The sequence below is a fragment of the Nocardia sp. Root136 genome (assembly GCF_001427185.1).
GTDB lineage: Bacteria > Actinomycetota > Actinomycetes > Mycobacteriales > Mycobacteriaceae > Nocardia > Nocardia salmonicida.
The window spans coordinates 40,552-67,409 of record NZ_LMFE01000010.1 but is presented as its reverse complement, the minus strand read 5'-3'; the positions used below and the strand labels follow the sequence as shown (position 1 = coordinate 67,409).

Annotated in this window: 25 protein-coding genes and 1 other RNA gene; 11 read left to right on the top strand and 15 right to left on the bottom strand. The window is 68.6% G+C overall.

The features are described 5' to 3' along the window. Window positions 1-8 precede the first annotated feature (8 nt). Window positions 9-1,088, top strand: coding sequence for an Rv2231c family pyridoxal phosphate-dependent protein CobC (gene cobC / locus ASD42_RS25185; RefSeq protein ID WP_084787302.1), 1,080 nt, complete (start codon window positions 9-11; stop codon window positions 1,086-1,088). Between the two features lie 45 nt (window positions 1,089-1,133). Continuing rightward, window positions 1,134-2,249: a Nif3-like dinuclear metal center hexameric protein gene (locus ASD42_RS25180; RefSeq protein ID WP_056821126.1), complete on the top strand. Its 1,116-nt coding sequence runs from the start codon at window positions 1,134-1,136 to the stop codon at window positions 2,247-2,249. Between the two features lie 6 nt (window positions 2,250-2,255). Here the strand turns inward: ASD42_RS25180 and ASD42_RS25175 are convergent, their stop codons facing one another. Then, the gene (locus tag ASD42_RS25175) at window positions 2,256-2,858 is read right to left on the bottom strand and encodes a hypothetical protein (RefSeq protein WP_056821123.1); all 603 of its coding nucleotides are present in this window, start codon (window positions 2,856-2,858) and stop codon (window positions 2,256-2,258) included. A gap of 134 nt (window positions 2,859-2,992) precedes the next feature. Between ASD42_RS25175 and ASD42_RS25170 the strand changes: the two genes are divergently transcribed. The 3 genes from ASD42_RS25170 to ASD42_RS25160 all read left to right on the top strand — a co-directional run bounded on the left by ASD42_RS25170 (window position 2,993) and on the right by ASD42_RS25160 (window position 5,707). Next, window positions 2,993-3,730 (top strand): zinc ribbon domain-containing protein, encoded by a 738-nt coding sequence (locus tag ASD42_RS25170; RefSeq protein ID WP_056821121.1) that lies wholly within the window; start codon window positions 2,993-2,995, stop codon window positions 3,728-3,730. Window positions 3,731-3,746: 16 nt separating this feature from the next. After that, window positions 3,747-4,877 (top strand): bifunctional RNase H/acid phosphatase, encoded by a 1,131-nt coding sequence (locus tag ASD42_RS25165; protein WP_056821119.1) that lies wholly within the window; start codon window positions 3,747-3,749, stop codon window positions 4,875-4,877. Window positions 4,878-5,017: 140 nt separating this feature from the next. After that, window positions 5,018-5,707: a S1 family peptidase gene (locus ASD42_RS25160; RefSeq protein ID WP_056821118.1), complete on the top strand. Its 690-nt coding sequence runs from the start codon at window positions 5,018-5,020 to the stop codon at window positions 5,705-5,707. A gap of 82 nt (window positions 5,708-5,789) precedes the next feature. Here ASD42_RS25160 and ASD42_RS25155 read toward each other — a convergent pair whose 3' ends face one another. Both ASD42_RS25155 and ASD42_RS25150 read right to left on the bottom strand, forming a co-directional pair. Next, on the bottom strand, window positions 5,790-6,326 hold the full coding sequence (locus tag ASD42_RS25155) for an NUDIX domain-containing protein (protein ID WP_056821117.1): 537 nt from the start codon (window positions 6,324-6,326) through the stop codon (window positions 5,790-5,792). 40 nt (window positions 6,327-6,366) lie between these two features. After that, window positions 6,367-7,254: an alpha/beta hydrolase gene (locus tag ASD42_RS25150; protein ID WP_056821116.1), complete on the bottom strand. Its 888-nt coding sequence runs from the start codon at window positions 7,252-7,254 to the stop codon at window positions 6,367-6,369. 36 nt (window positions 7,255-7,290) lie between these two features. On the opposite strand from ASD42_RS25150, the gene rnpB reads away from it, so the two are divergent. Further along, window positions 7,291-7,698: RNase P RNA component class A (rnpB, locus tag ASD42_RS27655), an RNA gene on the top strand. Between the two features lie 63 nt (window positions 7,699-7,761). On the opposite strand, the gene ASD42_RS25145 is transcribed toward rnpB, so the two are convergent. Continuing rightward, the gene (locus tag ASD42_RS25145) at window positions 7,762-8,133 is read right to left on the bottom strand and encodes a hypothetical protein (protein WP_056821114.1); all 372 of its coding nucleotides are present in this window, start codon (window positions 8,131-8,133) and stop codon (window positions 7,762-7,764) included. A 414-nt stretch (window positions 8,134-8,547) separates the two neighbouring features. Here ASD42_RS25145 and ASD42_RS25140 point away from each other — a divergent pair, with 414 nt between their 5' ends. Both ASD42_RS25140 and ASD42_RS25135 read left to right on the top strand, forming a co-directional pair. After that, window positions 8,548-8,880, top strand: coding sequence for a hypothetical protein (locus tag ASD42_RS25140; RefSeq protein ID WP_056821111.1), 333 nt, complete (start codon window positions 8,548-8,550; stop codon window positions 8,878-8,880). A 68-nt stretch (window positions 8,881-8,948) separates the two neighbouring features. Continuing rightward, window positions 8,949-10,385, top strand: a complete 1,437-nt coding sequence (locus ASD42_RS25135) for an RNB domain-containing ribonuclease (RefSeq protein WP_056821110.1) — start codon at window positions 8,949-8,951, stop codon at window positions 10,383-10,385. 13 nt (window positions 10,386-10,398) lie between these two features. Here the strand turns inward: ASD42_RS25135 and ASD42_RS25130 are convergent, their stop codons facing one another. The 4 genes from ASD42_RS25130 to panB all read right to left on the bottom strand — a co-directional run bounded on the left by ASD42_RS25130 (window position 10,399) and on the right by panB (window position 13,635). Then, a complete protein-coding gene (locus ASD42_RS25130) occupies window positions 10,399-11,256 on the bottom strand; it encodes a CHAD domain-containing protein (RefSeq protein WP_056821108.1) in 858 nt (285 codons plus the stop codon). A 3-nt stretch (window positions 11,257-11,259) separates the two neighbouring features. Continuing rightward, complete coding sequence (gene pip, locus ASD42_RS25125; RefSeq protein WP_056821106.1) at window positions 11,260-12,222, bottom strand: prolyl aminopeptidase; 963 nt, start codon at window positions 12,220-12,222, stop codon at window positions 11,260-11,262. Next, window positions 12,222-12,626 (bottom strand): hypothetical protein, encoded by a 405-nt coding sequence (locus ASD42_RS25120; protein ID WP_235569820.1) that lies wholly within the window; start codon window positions 12,624-12,626, stop codon window positions 12,222-12,224. The genes pip and ASD42_RS25120 overlap by 1 nt, the downstream gene beginning before the upstream one ends. Window positions 12,627-12,768: 142 nt before the next feature. Then, entirely contained in the window at window positions 12,769-13,635 is an 867-nt protein-coding gene (gene panB, locus ASD42_RS25115) for a 3-methyl-2-oxobutanoate hydroxymethyltransferase (RefSeq protein WP_056821790.1), read from the bottom strand. Between the two features lie 199 nt (window positions 13,636-13,834). On the opposite strand from panB, the gene ASD42_RS25110 reads away from it, so the two are divergent. The 3 genes from ASD42_RS25110 to ASD42_RS25100 all read left to right on the top strand — a co-directional run bounded on the left by ASD42_RS25110 (window position 13,835) and on the right by ASD42_RS25100 (window position 19,973). Beyond that, window positions 13,835-15,367 (top strand): alpha/beta hydrolase, encoded by a 1,533-nt coding sequence (locus ASD42_RS25110; protein ID WP_056821102.1) that lies wholly within the window; start codon window positions 13,835-13,837, stop codon window positions 15,365-15,367. Window positions 15,368-15,488: 121 nt separating this feature from the next. Beyond that, window positions 15,489-16,829, top strand: coding sequence for a type I glutamate--ammonia ligase (gene glnA / locus ASD42_RS25105; protein ID WP_056821100.1), 1,341 nt, complete (start codon window positions 15,489-15,491; stop codon window positions 16,827-16,829). Between the two features lie 132 nt (window positions 16,830-16,961). Then, a complete protein-coding gene (locus ASD42_RS25100) occupies window positions 16,962-19,973 on the top strand; it encodes a bifunctional [glutamine synthetase] adenylyltransferase/[glutamine synthetase]-adenylyl-L-tyrosine phosphorylase (RefSeq protein WP_056821098.1) in 3,012 nt (1,003 codons plus the stop codon). Window positions 19,974-20,035: 62 nt separating this feature from the next. On the opposite strand, the gene ASD42_RS25095 is transcribed toward ASD42_RS25100, so the two are convergent. From ASD42_RS25095 to ASD42_RS25065, 7 genes are read right to left on the bottom strand one after another with little or no spacing between them, the layout of a single operon-like run. After that, the gene (locus ASD42_RS25095; RefSeq protein WP_056821096.1) at window positions 20,036-21,298 is read right to left on the bottom strand and encodes an amidohydrolase family protein; all 1,263 of its coding nucleotides are present in this window, start codon (window positions 21,296-21,298) and stop codon (window positions 20,036-20,038) included. A 15-nt stretch (window positions 21,299-21,313) separates the two neighbouring features. After that, window positions 21,314-22,381, bottom strand: a complete 1,068-nt coding sequence (locus tag ASD42_RS25090) for an acetamidase/formamidase family protein (RefSeq protein ID WP_056821094.1) — start codon at window positions 22,379-22,381, stop codon at window positions 21,314-21,316. Next, window positions 22,378-22,779 carry an allophanate hydrolase-related protein gene (locus tag ASD42_RS25085; RefSeq protein WP_200950515.1) on the bottom strand — a complete coding sequence of 134 codons (402 nt, stop codon included), beginning with the start codon at window positions 22,777-22,779 and terminating at the stop codon, window positions 22,378-22,380. The genes ASD42_RS25090 and ASD42_RS25085 overlap by 4 nt, the downstream gene beginning before the upstream one ends. A gap of 15 nt (window positions 22,780-22,794) precedes the next feature. After that, complete coding sequence (locus tag ASD42_RS25080) at window positions 22,795-23,445, bottom strand: GntR family transcriptional regulator (protein WP_056821090.1); 651 nt, start codon at window positions 23,443-23,445, stop codon at window positions 22,795-22,797. Further along, window positions 23,442-24,323, bottom strand: a complete 882-nt coding sequence (locus tag ASD42_RS25075; protein ID WP_056821089.1) for a hypothetical protein — start codon at window positions 24,321-24,323, stop codon at window positions 23,442-23,444. The genes ASD42_RS25080 and ASD42_RS25075 overlap by 4 nt, the downstream gene beginning before the upstream one ends. A gap of 40 nt (window positions 24,324-24,363) precedes the next feature. Further along, window positions 24,364-25,737, bottom strand: a complete 1,374-nt coding sequence (allB, locus tag ASD42_RS25070) for an allantoinase AllB (protein ID WP_056821087.1) — start codon at window positions 25,735-25,737, stop codon at window positions 24,364-24,366. A 31-nt stretch (window positions 25,738-25,768) separates the two neighbouring features. Beyond that, window positions 25,769-26,824 carry an ABC transporter substrate-binding protein gene (locus ASD42_RS25065; RefSeq protein ID WP_056821085.1) on the bottom strand — a complete coding sequence of 352 codons (1,056 nt, stop codon included), beginning with the start codon at window positions 26,822-26,824 and terminating at the stop codon, window positions 25,769-25,771. Window positions 26,825-26,858: the final 34 nt, after the last annotated feature.

The following is a 26,858-nucleotide window of genomic DNA, read 5'->3' as shown; positions in this document are numbered from 1 at the left end:
GTTCAGTTGTGCTTGAGGACTCTGTCGACCCCGCGATGTTGCGCCACCACGGCGACGTGGAGGCGCGTCCGGGCATGCTCGATTTCGCGGTGAACGTCCAGGGCGTCGCCCCACCGGACTGGCTGCGCGAACGCCTCGCCGCCCGGCTCGGCGACCTCGGCCGCTACCCGAGTTCCGACGACGAACGCGCCGCCCGCGCGGCCGTCGCCGCCCGCCACGGCCGCTCGCCGGACGAGGTGCTGCTGCTGGCGGGCGCCGCCGAGGGGTTCGCGATGCTGCCTCGCTTGGCCCCCCGGCTCGCTGCCGTCATCCACCCGTCCTTCACCGAGCCGGAACTCGCATTACGTGAGGCTGATGTCCCGGTCGCCAGGGTGATCCTCGAACGCCCGTACACCCTCGACCCCACCCTGGTCCCCGACGAGGCCGACCTCGTGGTCGTCGGCAATCCCACCAACCCCACCTCGATCCTGCACCCCGCCGAGACGATTCAGGCACTGCGCCGACCAGGCCGGATCATCGTGATCGACGAAGCCTTCGCCGATGCGGTCGCCGGTGGGCACAGCGCCGATGGTGTGCGATCCGGCCCCGCGTCCGAGGAACCGGAGTCGTTGGCCGGTCTCTCCGCTCCCGATGTCCTCGTTTTCCGCAGCCTCACCAAGACGTGGGCACTGGCCGGTTTGCGTTGCGGCTACGCCCTCGGCGCTCCCGAAGTCCTGGCACGGCTCACCCATGGCCGCCCGCACTGGCCACTCGGCACCCTCCAACTCGAGGCGATCATCGCCACCGCCGAACCCGCCGCCGTCGCCGAATCCCGGCAGCACGCACACCGCATCGCCGCGGACCGCACCGCCATGATCGACCGACTCACCGCGCTCGGCGTCGATGTCCACACCCCGGCCACCGGCCCGTTCCTGCTCCTGCGCGTCCCCGACGGCGCCCTGCTGCGCAAACACCTCGCCGATCTCGGCATCGCTGTCCGCCGCGCAGACACCTTCCCCGGGCTCGGTCCCGACCACCTCCGCGTCGCGGTGCGTGGCGCCGCCGAAGTCGACCGGTTGATCGACGCGCTGCGCGCGGCACTGTGGTGACTCGGCCACAGTGACGAAAGTTCCGACGGAAAGAAGGAGGCAGCGGTGACCGACCTGGCCGAACTGATCGGGGTACTCGACGCGGCATACCCGCCGAGACTGGCCGAATCGTGGGATTCGGTGGGGCTCGTCTGTGGTGACCCCGCGCAGGAGGTCACCAAGGTGGTGTTCGCCGTCGACGCGACCGCCGCTGTTGTCGACGAGGCGATCGGTTGGGGCGCACAGGCTTTGGTCGTGCACCATCCGCTGCTGTTGCGCGGGGTCGACACCGTCGCCGCCGATACGCCGAAAGGCGCACTGCTGCACCGGTTGATCCGATCCGGCTGTGCCCTGTTCTCCGCCCACACCAACGCCGACTCCGCCGACCCGGGCGTCTCCGACGCGCTGGCCGCCGCCGTCGGCCTCACCGTCACCGGCCCGCTGGATCCCAAACCGCTCGCCTCCGTGGACAAGTGGGTCATCCAGGTGCCCCAGACCCACACGGCTTCCTTGATGTCGGCCTTGTTCACCGCGGGCGCGGGCACGATCGGCGACTACCGCGAAGCCGCTTGGTACACCGCGGGCACCGGCCAATTCCTGCCGATCGCGGGCGCCAACCCGGCGATCGGGGCGATCGGCACCGTCGAAACCGTCACCGAGGACGCCGTCGAGGTGGTCGCGCCCCCGACTTCCCGCCTCGCCGTACTCGCCGCCCTGCGCGCCGCCCATCCCTACGAGGAACCGGCCTACCACGTCACCGAACGCGCACCCCTGCCGTCCTCGCTCGGCATCGGCCGCATCGGCGAACTCCCGCAGCCCGAAACCCTGCGCGAATTCACCGCACGCGTCGGCGTCGGACTGCCCCGCACCGTCTGGGGCGTGCGCGCCGCGGGTGATCCCGAACGCGTCATCGAACGAGTCGCCGTCTGCGGCGGCGCGGGCGACTCCTATCTCGACAAGGCCATCCGCGCCGGCGTCGACGCCTACCTCACCTCCGACCTGCGCCACCACCCCGTCGACGAACACCTCCGCCGCGGCGGCCCCGCCCTCATCGACGCCGCGCACTGGGCCACCGAGTTCCCCTGGTGCGGTCAGGCCGAGCAGTTCGTCAACATCGCCCTCCCCGCGGTGCGGACCCGCGTTTCGACGCTGCGCACCGACCCGTGGACGGTCAGCGGCTGATCGGTGTCACCGCTGCTCCTGACCGGCCCACGATCGGGCGAAGTCGGGATGTGCGCGCACGGTGACCGAGCTCGCGTCCGGTGCCAGGGCCGCTTCGAGGTAACGGTCGGCGCGCGCGAACACCGCGGGACCGAGCGTCACCGCGAGAAGGACGAGCCCGACTCCGGCCGCGCAGAGGATCCACGCGAACGCGGACGGCCGAGCCAGCATCAGCGCGCCGCCGACGAACAGCGGTATCAGGCTGCTCACGTAGTAGGCGATCAGTTTCTTGACCCGCGCGTCGGCCCGCGCCGCGCATCGCTCGCAGTCGGGCCACCGCGCCTTGACGATGGCGAGGGGCTCGTTGCAATCGACCACGAGGGCGCCGAGGGCACTCTTCGGCCGCTCCCACAGCAGCCGCCCGACACCTTCCTGGCGGTAGGCGCCCGGCTTGCCCCAGAACCGCAACATCTGCTCCTTCGGCTCGATCGCGGCCAGCCCGTGCACGAGACACACCGGGGGTAGCGGCGTTGCCAAGGTCAGCTGAAGCTGGCGCGCTTCGGCACGGGAGTCGAAGATGTGCGGTCGCAGCGGCAGTGCCAGGTCAATGCTCGGGTTCGATGTGGTCACACTTGCTTGGACGCGGCTGGGACGCGTTCGGTTCCCGCCTTCGGCGATCTCTTCGGGTCATGGCGTGATCACACCCCGCGGCGCGGTACGGTTGATCGATCCATCCATCCACTGTGTTCAGGAGTTCGTGCGCGTTGAATGTCGAACCGTCGGTCCAGACCAAGCTGTTGCAGCTCGCAGGAGTCGATGCCGAGTTGACGCGCATCGCCCATCGCCGTTCCGCGCTGCCGGAGCAGCAGGAAGTGACACGTCTGGCGGCCGAGCGCAACGGCTACAAGGACGCGGCCGTGGCGGTGGAGATCGGCATCGACGATCTGGACCGCGACATCCGCAAGCTCGAGGGCGAGGTCGAAGCCGTCCGCAAGCGTGAGGACCGCGATCGCGGCATGCTCACGGCGGGCACCGTCGCCGCCAAGCAGCTCTCCGAACTCCAGCACGAACTGGGCAGCCTGGAGCGTCGCCGCTCGGTGCTCGAGGACGAGCTGCTGACCGTGATGGAGCAGCGCGAGGCGATGCTCGCCGACCACGACCACGCGGGTGCGCGGCTCAGCAAGGCCGACCACGACCTCGAAGACGCCGAATGCCTGCGCGACGAGGCGATGGCCGATCTCGAAGTGGCGCAGCAGCGTTGCGAGAAGGATCGCTCCGAGCTGATCGGCCTGTTCCCCGGCGAGCTGATCGCCGTCTACGACAAGCAGCGCGCGGCGCACGGTGTCGGCGCTGCCCTGCTGCAGGCCCGTCGCTGCGGCGCCTGCCGGATCGAGATCGACCGCGGCGAGATGCAGCGCATCGCCAAGGCCGCGCCCGACGCGGTCCTGCGCTGCCCGGAGTGCAGCGCGATCATGGTGCGTACCAAGGAATCGGGGCTGTGACCGGATCGGGGCGTCGATGACCGAGGTGATCGTCGAAGCCGACGGCGGCTCGCGCGGCAATCCCGGCCCGGCCGGTTACGGCGCAGTGGTGTTCGCCGCCGATCACGTGCGCGTGCTCGCCGAACGCAAGGAGTTCATCGGCGTCGCCACCAATAATGTGGCCGAATACCGTGGTCTCATCGCGGGTTTGGCGGCGTCGGCCGAGCTGGGCGCGCGCGTCGTCACGGTGCGCATGGACTCCAAGCTCGTCGTCGAGCAGATGTCGGGACGCTGGAAGATCAAGCACGCCTCGATGATTCCGCTCGCCGAGCAGGCGCGGGCACTGGTCGCCGGATTCGATCGGGTGAGCTTCACCTGGATTCCGCGCGCGGAGAACTCACACGCCGACCGGCTCGCGAACGAGGCGATGGACGACGGTGGACTCACCGGAACCGTGCGCGAGGCCGTCGCGGCCGGACATGCCGCCGGTGACGAAGTCGCGGTGCCGAAATCGGTTGACGCGAACAAGGTTTCGCCCGGCTGGACCGGCGCCGTCGGCAAGCCGACCCGCCTGCTGTTGCTGCGCCACGGCCAGACGGCCCTGTCGGTGGAGCGCCGCTACTCCGGCCGAGGCAACCCGCCACTGACCGATCTCGGTCGCGAGCAAGTCGAACGCGCCGCGAAAATGCTCGCCGCCAAAGGCGATATCGCCGCCGTCGTGAGCTCCCCGCTGCAGCGGGCCCGGTCCACCGCCGAAGCCGCCGCGACCGCCCTCGACGTACCGCTGCGCATCCTCGACGGCCTCACCGAGACCGACTTCGGTGACTGGGAGGGTCTCACCTTCGCCGAGGCGGCCGAGCGTGATCCGCTGCTGCACCGCGAGTGGCTCGGCGACCCGTCGATCCCCGCACCCGGCGGCGAGAGTTTCGATCAGGTCCGCGAACGGGTCGAAGGGGTGCGCCGCGATCTGGTGGCGCTGTACCCGGGCCAGAACGTGGTGGCGGTCAGCCACGTGACCCCGATCAAAACCCTGCTGCAACTGGCGCTGGGTGTCGGTCCGTCGCTGCTGTACCGCCTGCACCTCGACCTCGCGTCGCTGTGCGTCGCCGAGTTCTATCCCGACGGTGGCGCCTCGGTGCGCCTGGTCAACGACACCTCGTACCTGTGAGCTAGCCGCTTGTCACCTGGGCACGGTACGGTCGCCCCGGCGCACGGTCGGCGTAACGACGACGCCGCATTTCCCGAAAGATTCTCGGGCATGCGGAATGCCGCGGCCACAAGGAAAGGTACTTGATGAGGTTTCTACGGATGGCGGCGTTTGCGGCGGCCATCGCGGGGGTGCTCACCGCGTCCGCGGGCGCGGGTAGCGTGACGGCCGACCCGAGCGTTGTGCTCGGCGCGGCCTCGGGCATTGTCTTCGACAACGACTCCGGTTGCTCGCTCACGGCCATCGGCCATGACGGCGCGGGCCGCCTCGTCGGTCTCACCGCGGGGCACTGCGCGCCGACCGGTTCGCGCGTCGGCGCCGAGCAGGCGCTCAAGGCGGGCGTGATCGGCACGGTCGCGTATTCCGATGACGGCGACTACCTGGATTTCGCTGTGCTGCAACTGGATGCGTCGAAGGTGGTGCCGGTGCGCACCATCGGCCAGACCACCGTCGCGGGTATCGGCGCCTCGCCCGGCCCCGGTACCACGGTGTGCTCGGATGGCCGCACCAGCGGTCGTAGCTGCGGCGTGGTGTGGGGTGAGCTCGAAGGCACCTCCATCAACCAATACTGCTCGCAGCCAGGCGATTCCGGCGGCCCCGTTGTGGTCGGCGACCGCCTCGTCGGCATGAACCAGGGCCGCCTCACCGGCCTCGGCCCTGTCGATTTCGACGTCCCGTGCACCGGTGGCGCGAACCCGATCCACTCGCCCGCCTACTTCCAGCCCATCCAGGTGATCCTGGACGTGCTCAACCGCGCAGGCGGCGTGGGCGCGGGCTTCCAGCCCATCTGATAGACCCGCGAAACCACAAGGGGCGCAACACCGAACAGGTGCTGCGCCCCTTGTCGTCGAGGGGTCGAACAAGTCGCTGCGGTCAGCCGAGACCGCGTTCGTGCATGAGCAGCAACCCGTAGGCGGCTACCGTGTGGGCGTCGATGATCTCGCCGCGCAGGATCATCGCCTCGACCTGTGAACGGGAGAACCAGGCCGTCCGCATGTCCTGCTCCTCGTGTTCGCGGTCCGGCTCGCCCGGTGTGAGGCCGGTGGCCAGGAAACAGTGGCCGCGCTGGTCGGTCAGCGCGGGTGCCGCGGCCAAGGCGCCGAGTCGAAGCATGTGTTCGGCGCGCAGCCCGGTCTCCTCACGCAATTCGTTGTGCGCCAACTCGACCGGCGTCGCAGTGGTGCCGTGTGGTGGTGTGCCCGCGGGGAACTCCCAGCACCGCATGCCCAGCGGATAACGGAACTGTTCGACGAGGTGGAATCCCGTGCCGTCGAACGGGATCACCAGTGCCCAGTCGACCTTGTCGAGGACGCCGTAGATCCCCACCGTGCCGTCCGCCCGCCGAACAGTGTCCTCCCGCAACCGCATCCACGGGTTGGTGTACAACGTGCGCGAGCTGATCTGTTCCATCACCCCATGGTGCCCCACCCCCGCGGCGTATCCGGGCGGTTCAGGGGCGAAGGACCGACACCAGGAAATCGGTCTGGTCGCGCACTACCTGTTCGAAGACATCGTCGAAGTACACGTCGAAGTGGCCGACCGGATACTGCTTGACCACCGCGTGTTTGGTGCGTTCGGCGGCCTTGTGGGTCGGGCCGGCGGGGGCGATCGAGTCGTTTTCGGCGATCGCGTAGAAGACGGGGACCTTCAACGACTTGGCGCGGCGGCCGGGGGAATCGAAGAGGGTCGAGAAGGCCACGCGGGCACCGACTTTGGGGTCGTAGGTGGCGCTCTCCTCGGCTAGTCGGCCGTAGCCCTCCGGCACGTCGGTGGCGCTCATCAATGCCGCGGAGCGTTTGCGTCCGGCCAGGCGGATGCGGATGGGCTTGCGGCGGATCGGGCCGAAGAGCAGGTCGGTGGCGGCGATGGTGGCGACCTTGGTGAGGCTGATCGGGCCTTTCGCCATCCCCGACGCCCACCCGCTGGTGAACGGCACCTGGGCCACCACCGCGGCGAGGTAATCGTCGTCGGGCGCCACCGCGAGCACGTGTCCACCGCCGAACGAGGTGCCCCACAACGCGATTCGCGTGGCATCGAAGCCCCGGATGCTGCGCGCGTAGGCGATTGCGGCCTTCCAGTCCTCCCGCTGACGGCCGATGCCGATCACCTGGCGAGGCGAACCCTCACTGGCACCGAAATTCCGGTAGTCGAACGCCAGCACCCCCATTCCCGCCGCGACGAACCGCCGCGCATACCGATCCAACCCCATCTCGCGGGTGGCCCCGAGCCCGTGTCCCATGATCACCAACGGGCGCGGACGAGGCGCGCCGTCAGGCAGGTAGAGCCACGCGGCGCACTGCTGGTCACCCGAAGGGAAACTGACGTCGACACGTTCCATGAGTCAATACCGTAGCGAGTACTCTGTACCGGCGGGCGAGTCGGCCGGGCGACCGCGGTAACGGGAACGGACACCAACGGTGTCGCTGCCCGGTACCGAGGAAAGTCCGGACTCCACAGAGCAGGGCGGTTGTTAACGGCAACCCGGGGCGACCCGCGGGACAGTGCCACAGAGAACAGACCGCCGCACGCGAGTGCGGTAAGGGTGAAACGGTGCGGTAAGAGCGCACCAGCGCCCCGGGTGACCGGGGCGGCTAGGTAAACCCCGCCCGGAGCAAGGTCAAAGGTCGCATCGGCAACGGTGCGGCTGCGCAGGTGTTCGAGGGCTGCTCGCCCGAGCCTGCGGGTGGACCGCTCGAGGCACCCGGCAACGGTGTGTCCAGATGGATGGTCGCCCCCCGATGCGAATCGGGGACAGGATCCGGCTTACAGGCCGGCTCGCCCGCCCACGAAACGAGAAGGCGGCGGTTCCCACCGGGAGCCGCCGCCTCGCTTCGCCGCTGACGGCTCAGCACATCAGCTTGGACATCTGGTAGACGGCCGTGGCCTCTTCGGTGGTCGCGGCGGTGTCGCCGTTCTTGGCCGCCTTGATGATCGTGGCGACGGTATCGGCCTCGGACTTGCCCGCTTTGATCTCGGAGCAGGAATGGTTCAGCACCGCGGCAATGGCGGCATCGTCACGCCCCTGCGCCAGCTTCGGGAAGGCGTTGCGGTAACTCACCACGAACATGCCCGCCTTGCTGGCTTCGACCTGGAAGGTCGGCGCGGCCATGGTGGAAGCGGTGGGGGCGCCGGCGGAGGAAGAGTCGTCGCTGCAGCCGGTCAGAAGCAGGGCGAAGACGGTGGCGCTGGCCGCGATGGCGGCGGTAGTTCTACTCACGCAGCGGGATGCTAGCGGCCCAGGAAACACGCCGCTTCCCCTGTGGTTAACGGGAAGCGACATGTTCTGGATCGAAGCGGTGAGCTATCCCGGGTTAATCGCCAGTAGATGCGCCCAATAGCTGGCCGCGTCCGGTCCGAGGATCGGCGACAGGTAATCGAAAATCAGCCACGACATACGTTCGCAAACTCCCATTTATCGACGTGAGTGCCGCACAACCCGGCAGCTGCCGAGTGCGCCGCCGCCACAGTAACAATTGCCCGCGACGTCATGGCGTTCGTGTGTCCGGACAGCGAAAATGCGCTGGAACTCGCCGGGAACGTGAGCGAGGTCATAGAGTGATCGCCGTCGGCAGGGCTCGCTGCCACTTCCTCGGGCCCATTACATTCGATCGCGGAAGCAGGTCACATTTACATGCGGGTAGTTCGTTCCATTGTCGCCGGTGCACTGATCGCCGGAGCCGCTGCGGTTTTCGCAACGCTGGGTGCCGGTTCGGCGAGCGCGGTCGCGGTGACCCCGCTCGCAGGCGGGGTCCAGGTCGACCTCAGCCCGGCTGATACCGCCTGGGTTCATCAGTCTCGATTCGGCCTGACTGTCGCCGGTCTGCCGCACCCGTCGGCGGCCTCGTTCGGTCAGGCGCTCGACGCGGCCGCGACCGTGTCCTCCGCCGTTCCCAACGGCCGGGTCACGTTCACGGTGTACGGCCCGCTCGATCAGCTCAACGGCACCATGCTCGCCCTGAAGTAGAAATCGCTAGTCTGCGAGCTATGGACTTCGGATCACACACGACGAGTAGTTCGCAGAACCTGGGTCGGATGGCTGGTTTCCGACTCCACCAGCGGATCGTCTCGGCGCCGGTCGACTTCGGCGCCATCCGTTCCGAATTCGGACTGGCCTCGGAATATCCGGCCGAGGCAGTCTCCGAAGCCCGCGACGCGGTCGACGCGTTCGCGGGCACTCGGGTCGATCGGACCGATATCGAGTTCGTGACCATCGACCCGCCCGGCGCGCTGGATCTGGACCAGGCGCTGCATATCGAACGCACTCCCACCGGCTTCACCCTGCACTACGCGATCGCCGATCTCGGTGCGGTGATCGTGCCGGGCAGTGCTCTGGCCGCGGAGGCCGAAATGCGCGGGCAAACTTTCTATCTGCCCGACGGCACGGTCCCGCTCCATCCGACGGTGCTGTCCGAGGGCACAGCGAGTCTGCTGCCCGGCGTCGACCGACCCGCCGCGTTGTGGACCATCGAACTCGACAATGATGCTGCGCCGCTGAGTTTTTCGGTGACACGCGCGCTGGTGCGCTCCCGGGAGCGGTTCGATTACGCGCAGGTTCAGGCCGCTGCCGACGCGGCGACGTTGCATCCGTCGTTGCTCGCGCTGCCCGAATTCGGGCGGCTGCGGATCGAGGCGGGATTCGAACAGGGCGCCATCTCGCTGCGGTTGCCCGCCCAGGAAGTGGTTCCCGACGGTGACGGCTGGCGCCTGCAGCTGGAGCCGCGCACCGACGCCGACGACTGGAACGAGCAGATCTCGCTGCTCACCGGAATGTGCGCCGCGCGAATCATGGTGGAGCACAAGGGGATCGGCTTGCTGCGCACGATGCCGCCGCCGCCGGAGAGCGCGATCGCATCGATGCGGCGTACGGCGGCGGCGCTGGGCGTGCGGTGGCCCGCCGAGGTGCCGGTTGGGCGGATGCTCGCCGGACTCGACGCGAATACGCCCGCGGCGCTGGTCTTGATGTCGGAAGCTACCGGCTTGTTGCGGGGCGCCAGTTACACGCTGCTCGCCGAACTCGACGATCCGTCGCCGGAGCAGTTGACGCACAGTGCGATCGGGGCTCCGTACGCGCATGTGACGGCGCCGCTGCGACGGCTGGCCGATCGGTTCACCACCGAGATCTGCCTGGCCTACTCCGCCGGGGTCGAGGTGCCGCAGTGGGTGGTGGACGGGTTGAAGGGAGCCGCCGAGACGATGCGGCGCACCGACGGGGTGGCCAACAAGGTGGATCGTGCGTGCGTCGATCTGACCGAGGCCACCGTTCTCGCGCCTCGGGTCGGCACCGAGTTCTCCGCCGTGGTTCTCCGTGATGCCAACGGGTCTCGGCCCGCCGAGATCTTCGTCAGCGAACCGCCGATCCTCGCGCGCTGTGAGGGACGGCCGCCGGAAGGGCAGACGGTCGCTGTGCGGTTGGCTGTCGCGGATCCGGGCACTCGGACGATCGGGTTCGAATACGACGGGGCCCGTTGATCGTCGGGGACTGTCAGTTCCGCACGGAGATGAAGGCCGCGGCCGCGGGGTAGTGGGAGATGGCTCGGCCCGCGGCCGCTTCTTCGGTATCGGCCAGAAGTTCGTAGACCGTGGCCGCAGGGCCGTGCGCGTGCGCGGCCACCGCCAGGATCGCTTCGCGGGATTCGACGGCGTCGCGGTGGTCGCCGAGCACGGTTTGCAGGCGTTTGGCGCGGGTACCGAGATCGCCTGCGTCGGAGCCGAGGACAGTGGTCGCCGCTTCGCAGGAATACCGTAACCGCTTGGCGCCCTTGCGGATGTCGTGGAGCAGTTCCACCCTGTCGGCGGGGGTGGCGGTGGGTTCGGCGAAGACCAACTTGCGCAGGCGTTTGCGGTCGCGACGCAGAACCCGGTCGAAGACGTCGGTTGCCTTGTCGCGGGCGAGTTCTGGGGCGAGCGGGGGATCGGTGCGCCAGGTTTTCAGCACTGAGCGCAGGCGACGATAGCGCTTGGCATCCAGTGCGCTCAATACCTCCGCGTGGGCATCGGTGTAGGCCCTGCGGGACGCGCCGACCAGGGAATCGGTGATCTCGGTGGGGGCATCGCCGTAGTCCGACAGCAGGTCGGTGAACCGTTCGGCGCGGACCTCGGCGTCGCGGGCCACGCCGAGCAGGTCGGCCAGCCACTTCAGCTCCGCCTCGGTGGCGGCGGCTTCGTCGGCGTCGAAGAGCTTGCGGTAGGAGCGAAGGACGCTGCGCAGCCTGCGCGTGGCCACCCGCATCTGGTGGACCGAATCGTCGGCGTCGGCGCGGACGTCGGGCTCGGCGTCGAAGAGCCGGTCGATGTCCTCGCGTAGTGCCGCGACGACGGCTTTTCCGGCCTTGGTCGCCATGTGTCAGCCTCGCTTCCCGAACGCGTCGGTCGCCTCCACCAGGTGGTGGGTGATGCCGGGCTCGTGCGCGGTGTGCCCGGCGTCCTCGACGATGTGCAAGGTCGAGGCCGGCCACGCGGTGTGCAGATCCCAGGCGCTCACCGCGGGGCACACGATGTCGTGGCGGCCCTGCACGATCACGCCGGGGATGTCGGCGATCCGATCTATGTCTCGCAGCAACTGTCCCTCGTCGAGGAATCCGCCGTGGCGAAAATAGTGGTTTTCGATCCGGGCGAAGGCGAGTGCGAAGCGCGCCTCGGCCGTTTCGGCGACCCGATCCGGTTGCGGGAGCAGCGAACTCGTCGCGCCTTCCCACGTCGACCAGGCGATCGCGGCATCGAGTGCGACCTGCGGATCGGGGGAATGCAGCAATCGGTGATACACCTCGACGAGGTCGTCATCGCGGTGCTCGACCGGCACGGGCGCCAGGAATTTCGCCCACTCGGCCGGGTAGACATTGCCCGCGGCGCCGTTGTAGTACCAGTCGATCTCCTTGCGCCGCAACAAGAAGATGCCACGCAGCACCAGTTCGGTCACCCGCTCCGGGTGCGCTTGCGCATAGGCCAGGCCGAGGGTCGAGCCCCACGAACCGCCGAAGACCTGCCAGCGCTCGATCCCGAGATGTGCGCGCAGCAACTCCATGTCGGCGATCAGATTCGGCGTGGTGTTGGTGTCGAGGGAAGCTCCATCGGCGATGTGCGGCATGGACTTTCCGCAGCCGCGCTGATCGAACAGCACGATCTTGTACACCGCCGGGTCGAAGAAGCGCCGTTGCAGGGGTCCGGTGCCCCCGCCCGGTCCGCCGTGCACGAACACCACCGGCTTGCCGTCGGGGTTGCCGCTGACCTCCCAGTACACCGACTGGCCGTCGCCGACGTCGAGCAGTCCCTGCTCGACGGGCTCGATCTCGGGGTGGAGGGTGCGCATCAGAACGCCAATCCCGCGGCGAGGGAGGGCAATTCGAGGGCGGTGAGGGCCTCGGTGCGCACCTCGGGGCAGCTCTCGGTGGTCGCCCGGTCGACCATCGCCTTGTCGGCGAGGATGTGCCCGTTGATGCCACCGTTGCGCAGCCCCCAGTCGTGCACCATGGCGTTGAGCGAGATCCTGCCGAGCGTCGGCCCCTGCACCCGGAAGTTCGACAGCTCCGGCCTGATCATGTCGCACAGCTGCGCGGCGGACGACGGGCTGATCGTCAGAGTCCCAGCCGGTGCGGCTGTGGTCGCCGCCGCGGCAGAGGAGGTGGTGCTGCCCGCACTGCCGGTGGAAGCCGGTGGCACACCTCCGCACGCGGTCAGGGTCGCGGCGGCGAGCACACCCGCGATCAACAGCACAGAACGAGAATTCCAAGGGCGTCGCGGCATCGGTACCTCTGCTAGTCGAACAGTGTCGACATCGAGTCTGCCATCAGCCGCGGACAAGCACCTTTCACACGCGACGGCCGCCCCCTCGCGGGAGCGGCCGCACGGGTCGAACTCAGAAGCTGTGTTCGGGACCGGGGAAGGTGCCCTGGCGGACTTCCGCGGCGTAAGCGGCTGCGGCGGTGCGGAGCTCGTCGCCCACGTTGCCGAAGCGCTTGACGAATTTGGCGGTCTTGCCGCTGGTGTAGCCGGCCATGTCCTGCCAGACCAGTACCTGGGCGTCGCAGTCGGCGCCGGCGCCGATGCCGACGGTCGGGATGGTCAGCTTGCGGGTGACCTGGCCCGCGATATCGGCGGGAACCATTTCCATCACCACCGAGAACGCACCGGCTTCCTGCACGGCGATCGCGTCGGTCACCAGCTGCTCGGCGCCGTCGCCACGGCCCTGGACCCGGAACCCGCCCAGGGTATTCACGCTCTGCGGCGTGAACCCGATGTGGGCCATCACGGGGATGCCCGCGGAGGTGATCAGCGCGATCTGTTCGGCGACACGTTCGCCGCCCTCGAGCTTCACCGCGTGCGCGCCGCCCTCCTTCATGAAGCGGATGGCGGTCGCGAGGGCCTGCTGCGGCGAGGACTCGTAGGTCCCGAACGGCAGATCGGCGACCACCAGGGCGTGCGGTGCGCCGCGTACGACGCCGCGCACGAGCGGGATGAGCTCGTCGATGGTGATCGGCACAGTGGTGTCGTAGCCGTAGACGACATTGGCGGCGGAATCGCCGACCAGGAGCACCGGGATACCGGCTTCCTCGAACAGCCGCGCGGACGAGTAGTCGTAGGCCGTCAGCATCGACCAGCGCTCGCCCTCGGCCTTCATCTGCTGCAGATGCTGGACGCGGGTCTTGCGGCGTGGTTTCTCGGCGGGGACAGCTTCGGCGGGAGTGGCACCGTAGGCAGGACTCTGCTCATCGGATACGGACATCATCGTCCCTTTCGTCTGGTTCCTCGAGGCCCATACCGGGTCCCCGGGCTTTTCTGACAATCCCAGTGTGCCACCTGCGCCCGCACGGGTTTAAGGCCCGGCGTCGGTGTGATCGGTCACATCGACGATTCGGCTACCGTGAGGCAAGCCCATTCGGGCGCATCGTGTGCGCCGCAGGGCGCGGAAAGGTGGGCCCACCGTGCAGTCTGTCCGGCTCGTCGTGCTCCTCGGCGCTGTCTCCGCGTTGATCGTCACCGGATGCGGCACCGGCGAGGACAGCACACCGCGCGCTGAGCTGCCCCCGCCACCGTCGGGTCTGAACACCTTCTACGACCAGCAGATCAGCTGGGGCTCGTGTGAGGGCTACGGGAGCCCGGAGGATCGGGTGCCGCCCAAAACCGAGTGCGCGCGGATCACCGTGCCGATCGATTACGCGCGCCCGGACGGACCGACCGCCCAGATCGCGCTCTCGCGGATCCCGGCCACCGGCAAGAAGGTCGGCTCGCTGCTGATGAACCCGGGCGGTCCCGGCGTCTCCGGCCTCTCGATGGTCGGCGTCGGCAACCGCACCGAACTGGCGGAGAAGTTCGATCGGGTCGGGTTCGATCCGCGCGGTGTCGGCTCGTCGCTGCCCGCGATCGTCTGCCTGACCCCGCAGCAGGCCGATGCCGAACGCGCCGAGCGGCCCACCGACAACACCCCGGCGGGCATCGCCGACGCCGAGGCCGACAACCGCGAATACGCCGACCGCTGCGCCCAGCGCTCGGGTGTGGACCTGCTCGGTCATGTCGGCACCCGCGAGGTGATCCAGGACATGGATGTGATGCGGGCGGTCCTCGGTGACCCCAAGCTGAGCTATCTCGGCTACTCCTACGGCACCCGCCTCGGCTCCGCCTACGCGGAGAAGTTCCCACAGAACGTGCGCGCCCTCGTCCTGGACGGCGCGGTCGACTCCTCGCAGGACCCGGTCCAGGAATCGCTGCGCCAAGCAGCGGGCTTCCAGGGCGTGTTCACCGCCTACGCCACCGACTGCGCGAAGAACGCCGACTGCCCCCTCGGGACAGACCCCGCCCAGGCGGTGGCCCGCTTCCGCGAGCTGGTCGGCCCACTCGAACAGACCCCGGCGCCGACCGCCGACCCGCGCGGCCTCAGCTACAACGACGCGATCACCGGCGTCCAACAGGCCCTCTACAGCGACGAGCTGTGGGAGATCCTCACCCAGGGGCTGTCCGAACTGCGCGGCGGAAACGGCGACACTCTGCTGCAACTGGCCGATATGTACGACGGCCGCCGCCAAGACGGCACCTACGCCAACACCCAGGACGCGTTCAACGCGATCCGCTGCGTCGACGATCCCCGCATCACCGATCCCGCGGTGACCGGCCGTCAGGACTCCGAATACCGCAAGGCCGCCCCGTTCCTCGACGACGGCAAGGGCACCGGCGCCGCCCCGCTGGAACTGTGCGCCGCCTGGCCGGTGCCTAACACCAGCACCCCGCATCGGGTCTCGGCCCCTGGCCTGCCGGCCACCGTCGTGGTGTCCACCACCGACGACCCGGCCACCCCGTATCAGGCCGGTGTCGACCTGGCCGCACAGCTGGGTGCCGACCTGATCACCTTCCGCGGCAATCGGCACACCGCGGCTCTCGTCGCGGGTGATCGGTGCCTCGACGACGCGGTGATCAACTACCTCGTCGATCTCGCCACGCCCGCTCCGGGTCTCACATGCTGAGAGCCAGATTTACTCACCACGCCCCGTCGTGGCCGGTGAGATGTGCGAATGATGTGACGCGATCGCAAACCCGTCTGTGTATGTAACACGGATTTAACGCCGGGTGCTTACGCTCGCCGGTATGGATCGCCAGAAGGAATTCGTGCTGCGGACGCTCGAAGAACGGGATATCCGCTTCGTCCGTCTCTGGTTCACCGATGTGCTGGGCTACCTCAAGTCCGTCGCCATCGCCCCCGCCGAGCTCGAAGGCGCCTTCGAGGAGGGCATCGGCTTCGACGGCTCGGCCATCGAAGGCTTCGCGCGCGTGTCCGAGGCGGACATGGTCGCGCGGCCCGACCCGTCGACCTTCCAGGTGCTGCCGTGGGCCAGCTCCAAGGGCCACCAGCACTCGGCCCGGATGTTCTGCGACATCGCCATGCCCGACGGTTCGCCGTCCTGGGCCGACCCGCGCCACGTGCTGCGCCGTCAGCTGAACAAGGCCGCCGACGCGGGCTTCAGCTGCTACGTGCACCCCGAGATCGAGTTCTTCCTGCTGAAGGACCAGCTCAAGGACGGCTACGAGCCGACCCCGGCCGACAACGGCGGCTTCTTCGACCAGGCCGTGCACGACGCGGCGCCGAACTTCCGCCGCCACGCCATCGACTCGCTGGAATCGATGGGCATCTCGGTCGAGTTCAGCCACCACGAGGGCGCTCCCGGTCAGCAGGAGATCGACCTGCGCTACGCCGACGCGCTCTCGATGGCCGACAACGTGATGACCTTCCGCTACCTCATCAAGGAGGTGGCGATCGACGAGGGCGTGCGCGCGACGTTCATGCCCAAGCCGTTCTCCCAGTACCCCGGCTCGGCCATGCACACCCACATGAGCCTGTTCGAGGGCGAGAACAACGCCTTCGCCGATCCCGACGACCCGAACAACCTCTCGAGCACCGCGCGCTCGTTCATCGCGGGCATCCTCGAGCACGCCCCCGAGATCAGCGCGATCACCAACCAGTGGGTCAACTCCTACAAGCGCCTGATCCACGGCGGCGAAGCTCCCACCGCGGCTTCCTGGGGCCGGTCCAACCGGTCGGCGCTGGTGCGTGTGCCGATGTACACCCCGAACAAGTCGTCCTCGCGTCGCGTCGAGATCCGTAGCCCAGACTCGGCCTGCAACCCGTACCTGACCTTCGCGGTGCTGCTGGCCGCCGGTCTGCGCGGCATCGAAAAGGGCTACACCCTGCCCCCAGAGGCCGAAGACGACGTCTGGTCGCTGACCGACGCCGAGCGTCGCGCGATGGGCTTCCGCACCCTGCCCGGCACCCTCGACGAGGCGCTGCAGGCGATGGAGCGCTCGGAGCTGGTCGCCGAGACTCTCGGCGAACACGTCTTCGACTTCTTCCTGCGCAACAAGCGCCGCGAATGGGCCGACTACCGCTCGCAGGTCACCCCCTGGGAGCTGAAGGAATACCTGAGTCTCTAAGCGTTCCATGGTGGTTTTCGGCCGCCTTGATCTGGACTGACCGAAGGGTGCGACGAAGGAGTGCCCGTAGGGAGGGAAGATCAAGGTTCCCAGGCCGAAAACCCGGCGGCGCCAGCCGCTAGAGTTACAGCTATGGTCCGGCCACCGACTGCCCGCTCCGCTGTACCCGGCGTCGGCCGGCTCGGTTTACTCGAACCGACGGCGACGGCTTCACTGCGTCAGCTCGGCTGGGACAACGTCGACGGGGTGCCCGTGCTCTGGGCCCTGTCGCGTTCGCCCGATGCCGATCTGGCCCTGTGCACGCTCGTGCGGCTTCACGAATCGCTCGAAGACGCATGGCCCGAACTGGATTCGGCGATCCGATCCGACACCACGTTGCGCGGCAGGCTGTTCGGTTTGCTCGGGTCGTCGACGGCGTTCGGCGACCACCTGGTCGCTGTCCCGGCCGCGTGGAAAGTGCTGCGCAAGAAGGAGCTTCCCAGCCGGGACGAGCTGATCGCCGATCTGCTCGACGCTGTCGACGCGGCCCCGGAGACCGGTCCGAACGCGGGGCCGATGCTGTTCCGCGCCGGCATCGCCGGTCCCGAGGCGGTGGCGCTGTTGCGCAGCAGGTATCGCGATCAGCTGATGCTGCTGGCCGCCGTCGACCTCGCCTCCACCGTCGAGAACGAGCCGGTCCCGCCGTACCTGGTGGTCGGCAAGCATCTGTCGGATCTGGCCGACGCCGCGCTCACGGCCGCACTGTCGGTCGCGGTCGCGCGGGTGTGCAAGAACGGCGAGCTGCCGGTCCGGCTCGCGGTGATCGCGATGGGCAAATGCGGTGCGCGAGAACTGAATTACGTCAGCGATGTCGACGTGGTGTTCGTCGCCGAACCGGCCGACGCCACCGCGACCCGGCTGGCCGCCGAGATGATGAGCGTGGCCAGCTCGGCCTTCTTCGAGGTCGACGCCGCCCTGCGCCCCGAGGGCAAAGCGGGCGCCCTGGTGCGTACCCTCGATTCCCACCTCGCCTACTACAAGCGGTGGGCGCGTACCTGGGAGTTCCAGGCGCTGCTGAAGAACCGGCCGATGACCGGCGACATGGAACTCGGCCGCCAGTACCGCGACGCCCTGATGCCGATGGTGTGGACCGCCTCCGAACGCCCCGACTTCGTCGCCGACGTCCAGGCGATGCGTCGCCGCGTGGAGGACCTGGTCCCCGCCGACATGCGCGAGCGCGAGCTCAAGCTCGGTGCGGGCAGCCTGCGCGATGTCGAATTCGCCGTGCAGCTACTGCAATTGGTGCACGGCCGGGTCGACGACGCACTGCACGTCACCAACACCGTCGAGGCGCTGGCCGCGCTCGCCGCGCGCGGCTACGTCGGCCGCGAGGACGCCGCCAACCTCACCGCCTCCTACGAATTCCTGCGCCTGCTCGAACACCGCCTGCAGCTGCAGCGGCTCAAGCGCACCCACACCCTGCCCGCCGCCGACGACGAGGAGGGCATGCGCTGGCTCGCCCGCGCCGCCCACATTCGCCCCGACGGCCGCCAGGACGCGGTCGGCGTGCTCGACACCGACATCCGCCGCAACGCCGTGCGGGTGCGCCGCCTGCACGCCAAACTGTTCTACCGCCCGCTGCTGGACGCGGTCGCCCGGATGGACTCCGACGCCCTGCGCCTGAGCCCCGATGCCGCCGTCCGCCAGCTCGCCGCCCTCGGCTACGGCGCCCCGGCCAACGCGCTCGGCCACCTCAAAGCCCTCACCGGCGGGGTCTCGCGCAAGGGCCGCATCCAGGCGTTGTTGCTGCCGACCCTGCTCGAATGGCTCGGTGACACACCGAATCCCGACGCGGGCCTGCTCGCGTACCGCCGGGTCTCCGAGGGGCTCGACGACCAGATCTGGTTCCTGCGTGAACTGCGTGACGAAGGCGCCGTCGCCCAGCGCCTGATGATCGTGCTCGGCTCCTCGGAGTACCTGCCCGACCTGCTGATCAACGCGCCCGACACCATCCGCATGTACGCCGACGGGCCCGGTGGCTCGCAGCTGCTCAGCACCAACCCCGAAGACGTCGCGCGCGGCATGCAGACCGCGGCCGCTCGCTACGACGACCCGAAACGCGCTGTCGCGGCGGCACGTTCACTGCGTCGCCACGAACTCGCCCGGGTCGCCTCGGCCGACGTGCTCGGCATGCTCGACGTGCCGCAGGTGTGCGCGGCGCTGTCGTCGGTCTGGGTCGCGGTGCTCGAGGCAGCACTGAGCGCGGTCATTCGCGCTTCGGAGGCCGAACGTGGTGGGCCTGCGCCCGCCGACTTCGCGGTGATCGGCATGGGCAGGCTCGGCGGCATGGAACTGGGCTACGGGTCCGACGCCGACGTGCTGTTCGTCTGCGATCCGCGCCCCGGCGAGGACGAGGCCACCGCCGTGAAATGGGCCAACGGGATCGCCGAGCAGGTCCAGCGGCTGCTCGGCGCACCGAGTGTCGACCCGCCGTTGCAGGTGGACGCGGGCCTGCGCCCCGAGGGCCGCAACGGGCCCCTGGTTCGCACGCTGGCCGCTTATCAGGCTTACTACGCGCAATGGGCTCAGCCGTGGGAGGTGCAGGCGCTGCTGCGCGCCCACCAGGTGGCGGGCGATCAGGATCTGGGCGTGCGCTTCCTGCACGTGATCGACCCGATCCGCTATCCGACCGGTGGGGTGTCGGAGGAATCGGTGCGCGAGATCCGCCGCATCAAGGCCCGCGTCGACGCCGAACGCCTGCCGCGCGGCGCCAATCCGTCCACCCACACCAAACTGGGTCGCGGTGGTCTGGCCGACATCGAATGGACCGTCCAGCTGCTGCAACTGCGCCACGCGCACGAGGTCCCCGCACTGCACAACACCTCGACCCTGCAGGCGCTCGACGTGATCGAGGCCGAAGGGATCCTCGAATCCGAGGACGTCGCGTTGCTGCGCGAATCCTGGATCACCGCGACCGCCGCCCGCAACGCCCTCGTCCTGGTCAAGGGCAAACCGACCGACCAGCTTCCCGGTCCCGGCAAACTGCTGTCGGCGGTCGCCCGGGTAGCGGGCTGGCCCAACGACGACGGCAGCGAATTCCTCGACACTTACATGCGCATCACCCGGCGCGCCAAAGCGGTCGTCGAGCGCGTTTTCGGAGGATAGGAGCAGCGGCGTCGGCGGGTGCGGGCGAGGTATCTCGGATCGCCTGCCTGGTTCCGCGCGGCTCAGGCTCTACGCGGCGCGGCCGTCGACAGTTCGGAACGGCTGACCGAGACGAGCCTGCCGTGATGCAGGACGACGCGGTCGACCGGTGCGCAGGCTATCGCGTCCTCGAGGTTCACCGCGCGAATCGCCAGCAGATCGGCCTGCGCGCCGACCTCGATACCGGCGACCGGAAGACCCATGACATCGCGGGCGCCCGTACTCACCGCGCGGTAGGCCTCCCACGGAGTGAGGTGCGCGGCCGTCACCAGCAACATCGCCGTCTCCATCGCGTCGCTGCGCCCCATCGGATTGTAGGGGTCGCGAACGTTGTCGGCACCTGCGGCGAGCCTGACACCTGCGTCGAGCAGCGCGCGCGCCGCGGTGATGCCGCGTGGAGTCGCGGTGGCGTGGTCGCGACCTTGCAGGTAGAGGTTGGTGATCGGCAGCGTGACGATCCCGATGCCCGCAGCCTCGACCGAAGCAACAACTCGCGCAAGGGTTTCGGGGTCGAGCATCCCGAGACTCACACAGTGGCCGGCGGTGACCGGCAATGTCCAGTCCCGGACCGTATGAGCCAGTTCCTCCAGCGTCAGCATGGTGGGGTCGAGCCGTTCGTCGGTGTGCATGTCGACACCGACCCCGCGAGCCAGAGCGACCGCGAGCAGGCGCTGAAGATTTCCGCTGGGGTCCGGTGTCTGGTGCGGATGCCCGCCGACGAAGTCGACGCCGAGATCGATCGCCTCGTGCAGGGCATCGTCGCCGACCACATAGGGCGTCAGCGCGACGAGCTGGATGTCCATCAGATCGGCGAGTTCGTCGCGCACCGAGACGAGCGCGCGTACGCCGCGCAGTGGGTCGTCACCGCGCAGCAGGTTGACGTGGGTGCGCACGGCCGTTGTCCCGTTGGCGAGCAGGCGCAACGCCGCACGGCGCGCGCGATCGGCGATGCTCTCGACCGTCAGGTGCGGGGTGTGCTCCTCCCACGCGCGGATCGCTGCGCCGAGATCACCCATGGGCGGCCGGATCTCGTCGAACGACAGTGCCTTGTCCAGGTGGGCGTGTGGTTCGGCCGGTGCGGTGAGCAGCAGATGGCCGGTGAGATCGAGGTCGCGGTCGCCGGGCGTCGCCGCGGTCGCGGATGTCACCGCGGTGACGACGCCGTCGGCGAGTTCGACGTCGACGACGTGACCGTCGGGTAGTCGCGCGTTGCGCAGCGCGGGGACGGGCAGGCCGTCGGCGCGACGCAGGGTGCCGGACCAGGGCTGTAGAGCGGTGTCGAGCATGGATGGCTCCGGTGGCTAGTGGGTGAAGTCGCGCTTTCTGATCGAGCAGTGCACGCCCTTGACGAGGTCGACGACCTGCGTCACCGAGAAGTCGCCCGCGGCACTGAGATACAGGTACGCGTCGGTCGGTGTCATCCCGGTGTAGGAGGAGAGGAACTCGACGGCGAGCCGGGCGCAGTGCCGCATGGCGACGTCGAGGTCGGCGTCCATCCCGAGCACCACCCAGTGGTCGTCCGTTTCGACGAACGGGAACGAGGCATGCTGGGGCAGGCCCGAATTCACGACCGTGAGCCGGGCGGTCGCCCGCAGCGACCCCTCCAGGGCGGTGAGGGCGATCTCGCCGTTGCCCTGCGCGAAGTGCGGGTCGCCGAGATAGAAGCCCGCGCCGTCGACCTGCACCGGCAGGAACAGCGATGTTCCGGCGACGATCTCGCGGATATCGATGTTCCCGCCGAATGGCCCGGGCGGAATTGTGCTCAATGCCGCACTGCCCGAGGGAGTTACCCCGCACAGGCCCATAAAGGGCGCGAGTTCGATCGAGGCCTGCCCGCCGTCGAATCCGAACACCGCGGAGGTGCCGGGCTCGTCGAGCGCGCAGAACTTGCTCAGCACCGCCACCGCGCCCCCATCGGCACTGCGCGGCAACAGTTCCGGCAACGCCCCACGTTGGTGGCGGCTCGAAATGATGCCGTAGGGAACGCGGGGAGTGAGATCGAGGAAATCGACGCGCAGCCAGTCACCCGGTCGCGCCCCGCGAACGTGGATCGGGCCGAGCACGATATGCGGACCGAGCGGCACGGCCATCCGGTGTAGGTCCGACCTAGCCAGCTCGACGGCGTCGGGCAGTACCGCGTCCGCGGCGATACCGTACTGCTCGAAATAGGCAATCGGGTCCCGACCCTGGTCCTCCATCAACCCCTCCTGGGAGACGGTGTCGAAGGTGACCGTGTCGCCGCTGTCGATGGTGAGCACGGCGGGGGAGTTCGGCGTGGGCAGGGTTCCCCAGCTGACGGTGTCCGGCGTGCACCACAGATAGTGGTCCGCGGAGCCAGGATCGATACCCGCCGTGAGTATTTCGCTCATAGGCGGTCGGCCGAGGCGGCGCGGTGCTCGTGCCAGCCGCCCGCCGCGGTGATCTCGCGCACGGAATCGTCGCCAGCCGGCAGGCGCCTGCACACCATGCTCAGCGAGCCGCGGCCGTCCTCCAGTTCGATGACCGACAGTTCGAGCTCGGCGGGCTCGCGCGGCAGCAGTTGATCGCGCAGTTCCCGGTAGGACACCTCGTAGATCTCGCCGGGAACGCACCAGCCACCCTCGGAAACCGGTGCGAGACCGGGGAATACGTCATCGAAGTCGAAGAATCGGTAGACCGGCGCGGTGCGGACCCGGCCGACGAAGCGGGCGGAGGCGAGCGCATCGTGCAGTTGCCCACCGCGCATGGCCTGGCCGTTGACGAACATGCGGACGGTGTCATCGGACATGGTGGAGCTCCTCATCTACAGAGTGGTGTTGCCGGGCCCACGCAGCGCGTGGATTCGCGCGGCGGTGATGGCGCGCTCGACATCACCGCTGGACAGGTCATCCAGCAGCGTGCGGTGCTGTGAAATCGGCTCGTGCCCTGGCTGCTGGACATAGTCGTCGGTCGGGTAGAGGAACGCCTGGCGCTCCAGGAACGACGAGGTGACCGGCGTGAACGCGGCCCGATTGACGGCCATGTGGAAGGCGAGATGGGCCATCGAATACTGTGCACTCCCGACACCGTGTTCGCGCAGCGCTTCGGCCAGCGGGTCGAGGAGGCCGTAGAGCGAATCCCAGTCGACGGTCTCGGTTTTCGCGCTGATCATCCTGGCGGCCACCTGGTCGAACGCGACACGGAGTTCGTGCAGTTCGGCTCTCGCGGCCGCGTCGACCTCGACGACGACGAGTTGCCCGCGGCGCACCCGCTCCACGAGACCCTCACTGGTCAAGCGCTGCAACGCTTCCCGGATCGGGGTACGACTCACCTGGAGCTCGTCGGCGATCTGTTCCTCGGTCAGCCGGATGCCGCCCGCGTACTCGCCCGTCGTGATCTGTTGGCGCAGATAGCGATACACGCGTTCGCGCAGACTGGTCGGCTCGCTGCCGCGTGCCGTGCCGAAGGTCGTCACTGCGACCTCGCCTTCAGCAGCGCCGCCCGGCAGGCGTTGGTGGCCCGCTGCATGAACGTTCCCGACATCACGTTCATACCGGCCTGCAGGGCGGCGATCTGCAGGGCCGAGACCCGGTTGTTCAGATCGAAGTAGCTGTTCCCCGGCGCGGTGAGCGCGGCGAAGTCGAACGCGAACGGTCGGTCCTCCGACACGTCGGTCTCACCCCAGGTGGTGGTGTTGACGAGCAGGGTCGGCGCGTCTTTCGCGAAGAGCCCGGCGAGTTCGCCGGGGGCCACGGTCTCCGCGGCGAAGCGGTCGGCCCAGCCTGCCGACGCGTCGGCATTGCGGGCGCTGCCGACCAATCGTGTTGTCGGCCAAGCACGTCGGGCCGCCAGTGCCACCGAATTCGACGAGCCACCCGAACCGAGCACCACGATCGAGGTCGGAACCTGCCCGCCGAGCAGGGTTTCCATCGCCGCCTGCGCGGCCCAGCTGTTGGTGTTCACCCCGACCGTCGCGCCGCCGCCACGCACCACCGTGTCGACAACGCCGGTGCGGGTGGCCGAAGCGGTGAGCTCGGTCAGGTGCGCGCCCAGCTGCTGTTTCCACGGGCTCAGGACCAATGCCAGATCCCAGGAATCGTCGCCGACCAGCTCGGTCGGATTCGCGAACGGCAGCGTCCGGTCGACCGCGACTTCGTAACGTGCCAGCGCGTCGAGTAGCAAGGTGCCCCGCAACGCGTGCGGCGCCGTGGTCCCGATGCCCGCGATCACCGCGGGCGAGGTGGCCGCGGTCGATGGCGTCGGCACTTCGGCAAGGCAGTGCGTCACGGCGTTGCGCAGGGTGGCCGCCCCGTCGCCGCCCTCGCTGAGCAGGGTTGTCTGATGATCGCTCACGCGTCTCCCTCGGTCATGTGTGTGCGGAAAAGTCGTGCGGTCACGGCGCGACGGTGTGCGCGGCCCGGACGGGGACGACCTGGCGCCCGGTCGGCGTTCCGATGATGTCACCCTTCTCGAAGACCAACCGGCCGCGCAGGTACGTGGCGATCACCGACCCGACCAGCGGCCACCCGTGGTACGGGCTGACATTGTGCTTGGAATGCAGGGCCGCCGCGTCGAGCACGGATTCCGCGGTTGGATCGACCAGCACGAAATCGGCGTCGAAACCCGGCGCGATCTGGCCCTTGTTCGCCATCGACCACCGCTGGGCGGGCCGGTATGAGCACAGCCGCACGATGTCCTCGACGGTGAGTTTGCCCTCGGCGGCGGCCGTGAGCAGCAGCGGCAGCATCGTTTCGACCCCGATGAAGCCACCGTAGGCCTTCCACACGTCTTCCTCGGCCTGTTCGGCGGCGGTGTGTGGTGCGTGGTCGGTGGCGATGATGTCGACGTCACCGCGCGCGATGCCTGCCCATAGCGCGTCGACGTCACGGGCGGGGCGGATGGGCGGGTTGAGCTTGATCAGGTTGCCGTAGGTCTCGTACCCCTCGTCGTCGATGAACAGATGCGCGACAAGCGCTTCGACGCTCACCTCGTGGCCCTGGGCACGCAGATCCATCACTCGCTGCAGGCCGACCGCAGTGGACAGGTGGTGGATGTGCAGCTTCGTGCCCGCCTCGGTCGCCATGGTGATGATCCGGGTGACGGCTTCGACCTCGACGAACGCGGGTCTGCCCTCCAGGTGCGCGCGCGGGTCCTTGCGTCCCGAAGCCTGGAGGCGCTCGCCGAACATTCGCAGCAAGTGGTCGTTCTCGGCGTGCACCCCGACGACCAGATCCATTGCCGCCGCGGCTTCGAGACCACGGAAGATGGCCGCGTCGTTCGGGCAGCGATTGTCACCGGTGGTCTGGCCCATGAACAGCTTGAACCCCATGGCGCCGAGTTCGGCCATGCCCGCGATCTCGTCGGCGTTGTCGTGGTCGAGCATCCCGTAGAGCCCGAAGTCGACATAGGCCTTGTCGCGCACCAGTTCCAGCTTCTGGCGGTAGCGCTCGGCGGTAGCGACCGGCGGCTTGGTATTGGGCATGTCGACAACCGTGGTCACACCGCCGGCGGCGGCGGCCCGGGTGCCGCTGGCGAAGTCTTCCTTCTCGGTCATTCCCGGCTCGCGCAGGTGGACGTGCATGTCGACCAGGCCGGGCAGCAGAAGCAGACCCGTCGCGTCCACGGTGCGGACGCCATCGGTGGCGAGTTGTTCGCCGACCGCGGCGATCCGGCCGTCGCGGATGGCCACATCGTGGCGGCGCCTGCCGTCGTGGGAGACGACGGTCGCGCCGGTGACGACGCAGTCGAAGGGGGCGGGTGTGGACATTCGTTGTCCTTTCGGTTCGGTGGATCGAGGGTCAGGCGAGGGTGAGCTCGGGGTTCTCCTGGTACACCTCGCGGATCGGCCCCAGCTCGAACAGGTCGTCGGCGGACAGTTTCAGTCCACCCGCGGCGATGGCGGCGATGTTCGCGGCGGCGGCTTCGTCGGAGACGGTGAGGATCTGCTGGCCCGGTTTGCCGTTGCGGATGAGTTCGTTGCCCGCCAGACAGCACTGGTAGGTGCTCTGCGGGTTGAGGTTCAGGGTCTTGCCGTACTCGGTGACGGTGAGGTCGGCGGCGCGCTGCGGATCGGCGAGAACGTCGGTCCACCCACGGATCTCGGCCTTCAGGAACGCCTTCAGCTTGGCGCGGTTGTTGTCGATGTTGTCCTGGGTGGTGATGTAGACCTGACCGACAAGGGGGAAGCCGACGTCGGCGAGCAGCATTGTCCTGATGTCGAATCCCTTGGCGCGCAAGTCGACGACCTGGCTGTTGATGAACCCGAGGTAGCCGTCGATCTCGCCTGCGGTCATTCCGATGGGATCGCCTTGCACCGGAACTGTTTTGATGCGTGAGCTGTCGAGGCCGAGTGCGGCGACGAAGTTGCGCCACACCGGTTCGCTGGACGACGCGCAGCCGATAGTTTTGCCGTACAGGTCTTCCGGGGTGTTGATCGGCTTGGTGCCCATCGACATCACGCAGCCCGCGTAGCGCTGATACACCGCGCCGACGATCTTCAGTGGCGCGCCCTTGGCGACCGCCGAGCCGACGATCGGCACCTGTGAGACACCGGCGAAAGTCCTGGAAAGCACGTCGGATTCGATGGGCGGCGCCGTCGGCCCACCGGCGACGAGTTCAGCGCCGGAGAAGCCGGCCTGGGTGTAGTAGCCGAACTTGTCGGCGAAGTAGCTGCCCGCGAACTGGGTGTTCTTGATCCAGGCCAGGCGCTGGGACGCGACGCCGAAGCCGGCGCCGGAACCGGTCTCGGCACCGCTGGACACACAGGCCGACAGCACGGTCGGCGCCGCGAGGGCGAATCCGCCGACGGCGAGGCCACGGGTGAGGAACTTTCGGCGGTCGAACTGAGAGGACATGGTGCTCCGATGGTCGAGAAGGTGACGGGAGGGC

Excerpts from the sequence above, each read along its gene's own strand:
- ASD42_RS25150 (WP_056821116.1), bottom strand. The coding sequence starts at position 7,254 with ATGGAACGTGTCGACGTCAGTTTCCCTTCGGGTGACCAGCAGTGCGCC.
- glnA (WP_056821100.1), top strand. The coding sequence starts at position 15,489 with ATGGATCGCCAGAAGGAATTCGTGCTGCGGACGCTCGAAGAACGGGAT.
- ASD42_RS25095 (WP_056821096.1), bottom strand. The coding sequence starts at position 21,298 with ATGCTCGACACCGCTCTACAGCCCTGGTCCGGCACCCTGCGTCGCGCC.
- panB (WP_056821790.1), bottom strand. The coding sequence starts at position 13,635 with ATGTCCGTATCCGATGAGCAGAGTCCTGCCTACGGTGCCACTCCCGCC.
- ASD42_RS25135 (WP_056821110.1), top strand. The coding sequence starts at position 8,949 with ATGGCTGGTTTCCGACTCCACCAGCGGATCGTCTCGGCGCCGGTCGAC.
- ASD42_RS25065 (WP_056821085.1), bottom strand. The coding sequence starts at position 26,824 with ATGTCCTCTCAGTTCGACCGCCGAAAGTTCCTCACCCGTGGCCTCGCC.
- pip (WP_056821106.1), bottom strand. The coding sequence starts at position 12,222 with ATGCGCACCCTCCACCCCGAGATCGAGCCCGTCGAGCAGGGACTGCTC.
- ASD42_RS25100 (WP_056821098.1), top strand. The coding sequence starts at position 16,962 with ATGGTCCGGCCACCGACTGCCCGCTCCGCTGTACCCGGCGTCGGCCGG.
- ASD42_RS25140 (WP_056821111.1), top strand. The coding sequence starts at position 8,548 with ATGCGGGTAGTTCGTTCCATTGTCGCCGGTGCACTGATCGCCGGAGCC.
- allB (WP_056821087.1), bottom strand. The coding sequence starts at position 25,737 with ATGTCCACACCCGCCCCCTTCGACTGCGTCGTCACCGGCGCGACCGTC.
- ASD42_RS25130 (WP_056821108.1), bottom strand. The coding sequence starts at position 11,256 with ATGGCGACCAAGGCCGGAAAAGCCGTCGTCGCGGCACTACGCGAGGAC.
- ASD42_RS25085 (WP_200950515.1), bottom strand. The coding sequence starts at position 22,779 with ATGTCCGATGACACCGTCCGCATGTTCGTCAACGGCCAGGCCATGCGC.
- ASD42_RS25165 (WP_056821119.1), top strand. The coding sequence starts at position 3,747 with ATGACCGAGGTGATCGTCGAAGCCGACGGCGGCTCGCGCGGCAATCCC.
- ASD42_RS25160 (WP_056821118.1), top strand. The coding sequence starts at position 5,018 with ATGGCGGCGTTTGCGGCGGCCATCGCGGGGGTGCTCACCGCGTCCGCG.
- ASD42_RS25090 (WP_056821094.1), bottom strand. The coding sequence starts at position 22,381 with ATGAGCGAAATACTCACGGCGGGTATCGATCCTGGCTCCGCGGACCAC.
- ASD42_RS25155 (WP_056821117.1), bottom strand. The coding sequence starts at position 6,326 with ATGGAACAGATCAGCTCGCGCACGTTGTACACCAACCCGTGGATGCGG.